We start from the raw sequence: 8,223 nt of genomic DNA, 5'->3' as shown, positions 1-8,223 counted from the left end.
TGGAGAATATCTGTCATGACCAACCATGTCGAATTTGATTCCACGAAGCCCAACTCGCCAACGAACCGGCTGCCACCACCGCCGCCGGCATCGAATGAAGATCTCGTGATTGCAGACCCTGTCGACCGGGCGGTGATTGGTGCGGCGCTTGTCGCCCGCCTGTTATTCGATGGCTACAAGCTTCGATGGATAGCCGCCGAACCAAAGGCCTGGACCGCATTCTCCGGTACCGCCGATGAGAGCGTGCGCGAATCCATCAAGGATATTGGCCCGACTCCGCAAGGCCATTTCACAGTCGATCCTGCCGATATCCAATATCTTGTGGAGGGGCCTGACTGGGGCTCGCACCGGGTCCGCTTGCAGCCGGTCGCCGCGACCGTCGATCGCATGCGTGACTGTTTTAAGCTCATCCGGACGGGAATGTATATTCATGGCGGCACCGATAAGGGCACCAAGGGCTGTATCGAACTGAACGACAATGCCGAAGAAAAGGCATTCTTCGATGCCCTTGCAGCGTACGGCAGTCCAATCGACCTAGAGGTCAAGTACACCGGTGCCCGCGAGACCGCGTACGAAGCGCCTGGCTGTCCCTACTGAGTCAGGCTTCACTTCGGCAGCGTCTAGGCTCCTGCTATCGGCAGCTTTCGTCAAGACTGGAAGTTATGGTTCGGACTAAGCAGGATCTTTCGGCCCTGAAAATCGGAATTACTATTTTGGGGTGGTGGCTGAATGTGCCGGATTTGTATTGTCCCCTCAGCCGGGGCAATAACGCGACCGGTATCGGAATACGACAAGGCTCTGTACTAAAAGAGATGTCGCAAACTCCGCATGGAGCAAGCTAGCGAGACCATAGCGGCATAGCTTTTCGCGAGCTAGTCGAAGCGTGTCACGATGCGGCGGTTCTCTTTCAGCCAGGCAAACATGCGCTCGATGATATTGCGCTGTCGGTACTTGGGCCGATCAAACCGTTTTGGTAAACCGGGCTTTGGTTTGCTCTTCATCGAGCGCAGCGGGATGACGGACTGCATTCGATATTGGTCGCAGTAGCGGCGTAGCGTTTCGGCGTCGTAGCCCTTGTCAGCAGGTCGCCATTTACAGCGTTTGCGCGGTCAACTTCGTTGGCTCGACGGAATGCTGACCTCGGCTAACAATGGTTGGGCGGAACTGATGTCACTGGCTTGACCGCCAGATGGGATGGGTGTTCCGTCGGCATGGCGAGCGATGAATTATCACTATCCAACCTCTTTGCTGGATTGGCTGCGGTGGGAGGTAATGTAACCCTGATCCAAGATGCCCCAGCACTGGTCTTGGCCTAATTTGGCGAACCCAACGGTACGTTCCCTGAGGTGGGCTTCACTCCGCTGGTCCTCGCCCAAATCACCGAATACTAGGTTTTATCCGGATGGATCGAAGCCATCAGTGAGGTGGGCATTCATCCCCGAATAGCTTGAGCGATTACCCACGAGAGATGCCCAGGTCCCTAGAACCTTACACTGCAATTTACGCCTCCGACGAAATTCTGTTTGCTGCCAACGGCTAGCAACGTCTGCTTTGGGTTGCGGATTCAACCGGTCCCCTCCCGGACAACCTCGCGGAAGCCGAATTCTTCAGGCATCTCGTGGGGCACGGGGATGCAGGCAGTGAGAGCTATGCGCTGGTCAAAGCGCTCCAGGTTATCCTCACCTTGGACCAGATGGCCTTCTACACGTGATGCCAAGGAGGACAGGCTGAGCTCTGCACGGAAAGAGATGTAGCGAACACCGTATGGAGCAAACCAACGAGACCTCTTACGCTAATAGTTTGAGACACCGCACCTCGTGCTCGGCCAAACCAGAGGACTCAGCTTTATAAACCTAGTGAATGGAGTAAAACGCTTGCCGTATCAGCGGCTCGCTTGCGTCGATTATTCCAATGAATGTGCGGTTCAGTTTATGTATAAACACAGTGCTCAATTCGGCACAAATAATCATAAACTTGAGTATAGCCCTCGTTAGTGGCCAAGATCGTGCAAGGCGCCCGATGTCCAAGCCCCAGAGCGGGATGGGTAAGCCACCGCTCGGCAGCCTCATGGCTTCCCAGTACCTCGGTAGCTTTTCGGACGATCCAGTTACACCTAGTCAAGACGGCGTGATGGGCAGTGGTCCAGCAGTGAGCCGAAGGCTGATCGGCGATTCCGTAAATGACTTGACCATTCATGGAGACGCTCCGAGGGGCGCAAGGACACCTCAATACTATGAACTCGCTAAGCGTTCAGCGCCACCACCATACCTGCTAGGACGAAGGACGGTAAGTGCGGTTTCATTTTACTTTTGAGTGAAAAACTTTTTGGTCAAGTTGAAAAACTACGCCTGGCGCCGGATGTTGCCGATCTGCCGCAGGCTCAGGCCGTACTTGTTGGCCAGCAGGCTGCGGGACAGTCCGTTGGCGCTCTCCTTCTGAATCTGCTGGTTGCGCAGTTGACGCAGAAAGTGGTCAGCCTTGGGGATCTCCAAGGCGACCCCGGCAAAGCGCTTGATCAGTGCGTCGAGCGCTTCGGCCGGCAGCACGTCGGCGAGCTTGGTGCGCTCGCGGTGCTTGGGTATGTACTTGGGCCTGCCGCCGTAGGCGCAGGTCAGTTGGTAGGCGTTTTCGATGCCGATACAGTCGATCAGGGCCTGCAGTGAGTGGGGCAGTTGGCTGATATCGATCTGGCTCAAATCTGGCATTTGCATATGGCGCTCCTTCGGGGTGGATGGGATGTGCGACCCGATCACCCGCGGCGTTATGTCGAAGGTGTGAGCAAATTCTGTGCGACAGCCGAGGCGCGTCGCTAGGCGGCATAGGGGTTGGGGGTTGTAGCTTCGGTGAACAGGATTTGCAGGCAGCGATATCTGGCTCTGTAGGAAATGGCGCCGATATTTGGCTGTGCCGCTTGGTTTCCTGTCGGGTCACTTCCGATGATGTGGAGTGGGTGCGGCACCCCTCAATCGCACGGATAACTGCTCAGCAAGCTGGCGCTACCCAGATAGGCTTGAGGGGTATCGCGCATGCCCGGCGGCAACGTGCGCCAATCGACCAGCAGGCACAGCGCGTGCAACGGCTGGCCGTTGCGCTGGCCGATGACCTGGTCGGCAAAGTGGCGGCGGTACAGTACCTGGGTCTGACGCAGTGGCTGTGCCTGGTCGGCCTGTGCCAGTGTCAGTCGGGCCAGGTCGGGCAAGCGGGCTGTGGGCACGCTGAAATGTACCGGTGCAGCATCGGTCTGCAGGTAGCCGGCCTGGCGTACGCGTTGCCACAGTTGTTGCCATTGGCTGGCACCGGCATGGGTGGCCAACTCGCGGCCCAGTTCGAGCAGGTGTTCGGCCGGCGTCTGCTGGGTGTCCAGTGCATGAAGGGAGAGCGGGGTCAGTAACAGCGATGCGAACAACAGGGGTTTGTACATGGTGCCTCCGGCGTGGGTGCTAGGGAGCCCCATGCTTTCAGGCTGACGTCACCCCACCCAGCAGGAAATCCAGCGCCGGGGGCGGTGACCGTTGTATCATTGCCGCGGCTCGTTGCGAGCCATTTGCCCCTGATGTTGCAAGGAACATTCGATGACACACGTGCAGCGCCTCAAATATTCACTTCTGATCATCCTGGTGGTACTGGGCCTTATGTTGGGCCTGTCCCACCTGCAGAAGCAGGGCACGATCAGTGAGCAGACCTTCCAGATGCTGGCCATCGCCATTGCCGTGGTGGTCGTGGTGATCAACGGCATTCTGCGGCGCAAGGTCAAGCCCTGATCTGCGCGGGCCGGCCAGGCATGGCCGGCCATGCGCTCAGCGCGACGGTGTTTGCTCCAGCACGGCGCGCGCCTGGGGGTTGAGCCTGTAGCATTTGTCGCTACCCAGTTGTATGACGCCTTCGGTGCACAGGCGCTTGAGCACTTCGCGCACACTGAGGAACGACAGCGGGATATCCAGTTGTTCCAGTTGTGCGTGCACCCCGCGCACGCCAATGCTGCGGCCATTGCGGTCGGCGGCGTGCAAGGCGTCGATAACCTTGAGGCGGATCAGGCTGGTGCGCAGGCCGAAGGTGCGCAACAGCTCGCGGATCTGTTCGTTGCCGACACGTTCTTCAGCAAATACGTCCTGTCCCTTGGACGCTTTGCCTGGGGCGTGCCCGGCCTGGATCGAGGTTTGCGGGTTGTACATGCGAATGCTCCTTTTCGTGGACGAACCCGAAATGTGGGTGGCTCACTTACTAGGACGAATGAGCACGCAAAAACTGCAACCCATTCGTGAAAAAAATGCCTGTTTCTCATCAAGACGTTCCGTCGCCTTGTAATACGTAAATATTCATCTGGCCATTCGTCTGATCGGGATGACCCCCGAACCCGAGGAGTGCCCGTGTTTCCACTTTGCCGTCCCATGACTTGCGCCGGCCTGGCCGCTGCCCTGGTGGCCTTCAGCGTCGGCGTGCAGGCCCAGCCCGCGATAGCCGATGCCACTGCCCAGATCCGCCACACCCGTTACGGCGTACCGCATATCGTGGCCAAGGATGAGCGTGGCCTAGGCTATGGCGTCGGCTATGCCTACGCCCAGGACAACCTATGCCTGCTTGCCAATGAAGTGCTGACCGTGAACGGTGAGCGCTCACGCTTTTTCGGCACCAAGGGCAAGACCCTGGAGCAGCGTGACAACCTGGCCAGCGACCTGTTCTTCACCTGGCTCAACAGCCCAGCGGCGGTCGATGCCTTCCTGCAGGCGCAACCCGCGCCGGTGCAGGCATTGCTGGCGGGCTATGCCAGCGGCTACAACCGGGCGTTGGCCGAGCGCCGTCGTCAAGGGCTGCCTGCCGAGTGTGGCGACGGTGAGTGGGTGCGGCCCATCAGCAGCCAGGATCTGGTCAAGCTGACCCGCCGTTTGCTGGCCGAGGGCGGTGTCGGGCAGTTCGTCGAGGCGTTGGCGGGGGCGCAACCGCCAACGCTGACCAGCCAGCAATCGTCAGCGGGCTTTGCCACCGCTTTGGCCCGGCAGGCGCGGTTCGCTTCGGAGCGCGGCAGCAATGCGGTGGCAGTAGGTGCGCAGCGCTCAGCCAATGGCCGCGGCCTGTTGCTGGCCAACCCCCACTTCCCGTGGATGGGCGGCATGCGCTTCTACCAGATGCACCTGACCATTCCCGGGCAGCTCGATGTGATGGGGGCGGCGCTACCAGGCCTGCCGGTCGTCAACATCGGTTTCAACAAGCACCTGGCGTGGACGCACACCGTGGACACCTCCAAGCACTTCACGCTCTACCGCCTGCAACTCGACCCCAAAGACCCGACCCGCTATATGCTCGATGGCAAGTCGCTGCCGATGGCCCGGCAAACCATCCGTGTTATGGCCAAGGCCGCGGATGGCAGCCTGAGCCAGATTGAGCGGCAGGTCTACAGTTCGCAGTTCGGCCCTGTGGTGCAATGGCCAGGTCACCTGGACTGGAATGCGCAGGCGGCTTACAGCTTGCGAGACGCCAACCTTGAAAACACACGGGTGTTGCAGCAGTGGTACCAGATCAACCGTGCCGACAGCCTGACGGCATTGAAGGGTTCGGTCGAACAGTTGCAGGGTATCCCGTGGGTCAACACGCTGGCCGTGGACGAAGGGGGGCGGGCTTTGTACCTGAACCAGTCGGTCGTGCCCTATGTCGACCAGCAACTGCTGGATGCCTGCAGCAACCCGCAGGCGCAAGGGCGCCTGGTGGTGCTGGATGGCTCGCGCAGTGCATGCCAGTGGAAGGTTGACGCGCAGGCGGCGCAACCGGGCATCTTCCCGGCGCGGCTACTGCCAAGCCTGGAGCGTGAAGACTTCGTGCAGAACTCCAACGACCCGGCCTGGATGGCCAACCCGGCGCAGCCGCTGACTGGCTATTCGCCACTGGTCAGCCGCAGTGACCAGCCGCTGGGTATGCGTGGTCGCTTTGCCCTGCAGCGCCTGCAAGGCAAAGCCCGGCTAGGGGTAGATGAACTGCAGCGCATGGTCACCGATGACGAGGTGTACCTGGCCAGCCTGGTGTTGCCAGACCTGCTGCAATGGTGCAAGGGTGCCAGTGCAGATGTGCAGCCAGTGTGCAGCAGCCTGGCCGCCTGGAACGGCAAGGCCGACCTCGACAGTGGTATGGGCCTGGTGCACTTCCAGAACCTCTTCAATACGCTGGCTGAGGACCCGGAAAGCTGGCGAGTGGCATTCAACCCGGCCGACCCGCAACACACCCCACGCGGCCTGGCTGTCGAGCAGGCGGCGGTGAGCAAGCGGGTACATCAGGCAGCACTGGTGTCGCTCAAGCAGGTCAGTGAAAGTGGCGTTGCCCGGAATGCCCGTTGGGGGCAGGTGCAACAGGCCCTTGATGGCACGCCAGTACCGGGTGGCCCGCAGGCGCTCGGGGTGTACAACGCGATCTACAGCGTGCCGCACGGGCAGGGCAAGCGGCTGGTGGTGAGTGGCACCAGCTACCTGCAACTGGTCAGCTTCACCGACAAGGGGCCAGAAGCCCGTGGCCTGCTGGCGTTCTCCCAGTCGAGTGAGAAGGCTTCGGCGCATGCCAGTGATCAGACCAAGGCATTTGCGGCCAAGCAACTGGCGGTGATTCCGTTTACCGAGGCGCAGATCAAGGCAGACCCGGAGTATCGGGAAGTGGTGATCAGTGAGCGGGACAAAGGGGCGGTAGTCAGCCAGCCCTGAGGCGTCAGCCTGCGCCGGCCCATTCGCGGGTAAACCCGCTCCTACAGGGGCCTGCGGGCTTGCCCGCGAGCCCCTGTAATGTCAGGAAAACTCGAACGGCGCCAGCTGAAAGCCCTGTTCGTCAACCTGCAAGGCCCAACCGCGGCGATCCCAGTCGCCCAGTACGATACGCCGTGCCGGCTGGCCATCGACCACCAGCTTGTGAATCGCTGGCCGATGGGTATGGCCGTGCACCAGGGTGCGCACGCCATGCGCCGCCATCACCTTGGGTACTTCTTCTGGCGTGACGTCGACGATTTCGGTGGACTTCATCCGCGTTTGTGTACGGCTTTCATTGCGCAGCTTGCGTGCCAGCTTGTAGCGGGCCGACAGCGGCAGGTGGCGCAGGATCCACAAGCTTAGCGGATTGCGCAGCAGGCGGCGCATCTTCATGTAGCCCAGGTCGCGGGTGCACAGGGTGTCGCCGTGCATCAGCAGCACCTGTTCACCGCCCAGTTCGATCACACTGGGGTCGTTCAACAGCGTGCAGCCCGCCGCCTCGCAAAAGGCCTGGCCAATCAGGAAGTCACGGTTGCCATGCATCAGGTAGATGGCCGTGCCACTGTCGCTCAGCCGGCGCATGGCCTGGCAGATCGACTGCTGGAAGGGCGTCATGGCATCGTCGCCAATCCACGCTTCGAAGAAGTCACCAAGGATGTACAGGGCCTTGGCGTGGCGGGCGCGGCCATCGAGCAGATCAAGAAACGCCCGGGAAATATCCGGGCGTTCTTCTTGCAGGTGCAGATCAGAGATCAGCAGAATCACTCAATGATCTCGGCTTTCTCGATGATCACGTCGTCTGCCGGTACGTCCTGGTGGCCAGCTTTGGAACCGGTGGCGACCTTTTCGATGGCGTCGACCACTTCACGGCCTTCGATCACTTCGCCGAATACGGCATAGCCCCAGCCTTGCACGTTCTTGCCGCTGTGGTTGAGGAAGTCGTTGTCGGAGGCGTTGATGAAGAACTGCGCCGAGGCAGAGTGCGGCTCCATGGTGCGGGCCATGGCGATGCTGTACTTCTTGTTCTTCAGGCCGTTGTCGGCTTCGTTCTGGATGCTGGCGCGGGTTTTCTTCTGGTTCATGCCGGCTTCGAAGCCGCCGCCCTGAATCATGAAGCCTTTGATCACACGGTGGAATACGGTGCCATCGTAGTGGCCATCCTTGACGTACTGAACGAAGTTTTCGGTAGTCAGCGGCGCTTTCTCGGTGTCCAGCTGCAGGACGATGTCGCCGTGGTTGGTGCTCAGTTTGACTTTGGACATGCTGAAACTCGCTCTTTCAAGGCAATCAGAAATTAGGGTGCGCAGGGCGCGGGTTATCACCAGACGCAGGATCAGGCGATCGCGACACATGGCGCGCAATGGCCATTTTGCCAGGCTGCGGCAAAAAGCCGTGATAAATCACATCAGTTTGTCCGGGCGCGGCTGTCAGCAGCTTGACTGCTTCGGCTATGATAGGCCCTTTGATTCAATCGGCCTACCTAGGCTGGACACACGCATTCAAG

At 60.1% G+C, this 8,223-nt stretch carries 9 protein-coding genes and 1 pseudogene; 3 read left to right on the top strand and 7 right to left on the bottom strand.

The window, feature by feature from the left end; translation table 11 throughout:
* Positions 1 to 15: 15 nt before the first annotated feature.
* Entirely contained in the window at positions 16 to 597 is a 582-nt protein-coding gene (locus ACYCCG_RS09555) for a L,D-transpeptidase (protein ID WP_459670155.1), read from the top strand.
* A 206-nt stretch (positions 598 to 803) separates the two neighbouring features.
* Here the strand turns inward: ACYCCG_RS09555 and ACYCCG_RS09550 are convergent.
* The 4 genes and pseudogenes from ACYCCG_RS09550 to ACYCCG_RS09535 all read right to left on the bottom strand — a co-directional run.
* A pseudogene (locus tag ACYCCG_RS09550) lies at positions 804 to 1,211 on the bottom strand (transposase); the annotation flags it as partial.
* A 718-nt stretch (positions 1,212 to 1,929) separates the two neighbouring features.
* Positions 1,930 to 2,196 carry an antitoxin Xre/MbcA/ParS toxin-binding domain-containing protein gene (locus tag ACYCCG_RS09545; RefSeq protein ID WP_459670153.1) on the bottom strand — a complete coding sequence of 89 codons (267 nt, stop codon included), beginning with the start codon at positions 2,194 to 2,196 and terminating at the stop codon, positions 1,930 to 1,932.
* Between the two features lie 146 nt (positions 2,197 to 2,342).
* A complete protein-coding gene (locus tag ACYCCG_RS09540) occupies positions 2,343 to 2,711 on the bottom strand; it encodes a Mor transcription activator family protein (protein WP_409292203.1) in 369 nt (122 codons plus the stop codon).
* Between the two features lie 251 nt (positions 2,712 to 2,962).
* A complete protein-coding gene (locus tag ACYCCG_RS09535; RefSeq protein ID WP_176684624.1) occupies positions 2,963 to 3,421 on the bottom strand; it encodes a hypothetical protein in 459 nt (152 codons plus the stop codon).
* A gap of 151 nt (positions 3,422 to 3,572) precedes the next feature.
* Between ACYCCG_RS09535 and ACYCCG_RS09530 the strand changes: the two genes are divergently transcribed.
* On the top strand, positions 3,573 to 3,761 hold the full coding sequence (locus ACYCCG_RS09530; RefSeq protein WP_003248064.1) for a hypothetical protein: 189 nt from the start codon (positions 3,573 to 3,575) through the stop codon (positions 3,759 to 3,761).
* A gap of 36 nt (positions 3,762 to 3,797) precedes the next feature.
* Here the strand turns inward: ACYCCG_RS09530 and ACYCCG_RS09525 are convergent, their stop codons facing one another.
* Complete coding sequence (locus ACYCCG_RS09525) at positions 3,798 to 4,172, bottom strand: fe2+ zn2+ uptake regulation protein (RefSeq protein ID WP_176684623.1); 375 nt, start codon at positions 4,170 to 4,172, stop codon at positions 3,798 to 3,800.
* A gap of 195 nt (positions 4,173 to 4,367) precedes the next feature.
* Between ACYCCG_RS09525 and pvdQ the strand changes: the two genes are divergently transcribed.
* A complete protein-coding gene (gene pvdQ, locus ACYCCG_RS09520) occupies positions 4,368 to 6,680 on the top strand; it encodes a bifunctional acylase PvdQ (RefSeq protein WP_348635627.1) in 2,313 nt (770 codons plus the stop codon).
* 81 nt (positions 6,681 to 6,761) lie between these two features.
* On the opposite strand, the gene ACYCCG_RS09515 is transcribed toward pvdQ, so the two are convergent.
* Both ACYCCG_RS09515 and ACYCCG_RS09510 read right to left on the bottom strand, forming a co-directional pair.
* Complete coding sequence (locus tag ACYCCG_RS09515; protein ID WP_339535178.1) at positions 6,762 to 7,484, bottom strand: UDP-2,3-diacylglucosamine diphosphatase; 723 nt, start codon at positions 7,482 to 7,484, stop codon at positions 6,762 to 6,764.
* Complete coding sequence (locus ACYCCG_RS09510) at positions 7,481 to 7,981, bottom strand: peptidylprolyl isomerase (protein WP_339535176.1); 501 nt, start codon at positions 7,979 to 7,981, stop codon at positions 7,481 to 7,483. Before ACYCCG_RS09510 ends, ACYCCG_RS09515 begins: the two co-directional genes overlap by 4 nt.
* Positions 7,982 to 8,223: the final 242 nt, after the last annotated feature.

Source organism: Pseudomonas sp. VEM90, from assembly GCF_054611535.1.
The sequence above is the reverse complement of the archived record's forward strand: the minus strand, read 5'-3'. Positions and strand labels throughout refer to the sequence as shown.

What these genes read in the sequence shown, in the direction of transcription:
- ACYCCG_RS09555 (WP_459670155.1), top strand. Translation starts at nt 16, where the DNA reads ATGACCAACCATGTCGAATTTGATTCCACGAAGCCCAACTCGCCAACG.
- ACYCCG_RS09545 (WP_459670153.1), bottom strand. Translation starts at nt 2,196, where the DNA reads ATGAATGGTCAAGTCATTTACGGAATCGCCGATCAGCCTTCGGCTCAC.
- ACYCCG_RS09540 (WP_409292203.1), bottom strand. Translation starts at nt 2,711, where the DNA reads ATGCAAATGCCAGATTTGAGCCAGATCGATATCAGCCAACTGCCCCAC.
- ACYCCG_RS09535 (WP_176684624.1), bottom strand. Translation starts at nt 3,421, where the DNA reads ATGTACAAACCCCTGTTGTTCGCATCGCTGTTACTGACCCCGCTCTCC.
- ACYCCG_RS09530 (WP_003248064.1), top strand. Translation starts at nt 3,573, where the DNA reads ATGACACACGTGCAGCGCCTCAAATATTCACTTCTGATCATCCTGGTG.
- ACYCCG_RS09525 (WP_176684623.1), bottom strand. Translation starts at nt 4,172, where the DNA reads ATGTACAACCCGCAAACCTCGATCCAGGCCGGGCACGCCCCAGGCAAA.
- ACYCCG_RS09510 (WP_339535176.1), bottom strand. Translation starts at nt 7,981, where the DNA reads ATGTCCAAAGTCAAACTGAGCACCAACCACGGCGACATCGTCCTGCAG.